Origin of the sequence: Bacillus cereus group sp. BfR-BA-01441 (assembly GCF_022663075.1) — a bacterium.
In the GTDB taxonomy this organism is placed as follows: domain Bacteria; phylum Bacillota; class Bacilli; order Bacillales; family Bacillaceae_G; genus Bacillus_A; species Bacillus_A cereus.
On the sequence record NZ_JAKUEU010000360.1, the window covers coordinates 1 to 249 of the forward strand.

The following is a 249-nucleotide window of genomic DNA, read 5'->3' on the forward strand; positions in this document are numbered from 1 at the left end:
ATAAAGTACCCATGTCATCCCAATATTTTGTTCATTTACCACAGAAATCTCTACTTCTTTTGGATCTGTAACATTAAACGTATAAACATCTGTTTGATCAGGAGTAACCAGGTTTCCTTTTACAAGCGTATTAAACGGGAGTATCTTCTCTTCTTCAAGGGACCCGCCTGTTTGCGGATCTTGTTTTACAGTAACTTTTGTCTGTTCTATACTTTCTTTTCCTCTACTATCTTTCACAGTTAGTTCCAC

General features: G+C 36.5%; 1 protein-coding gene. It reads right to left on the bottom strand.

All coding sequences use genetic code 11. The annotated features are described in order from the left end of the window. A partial coding sequence (locus tag MR107_RS30850; protein ID WP_242293209.1) for a hypothetical protein occupies positions 1–249 on the bottom strand: 249 nt, incomplete at both ends.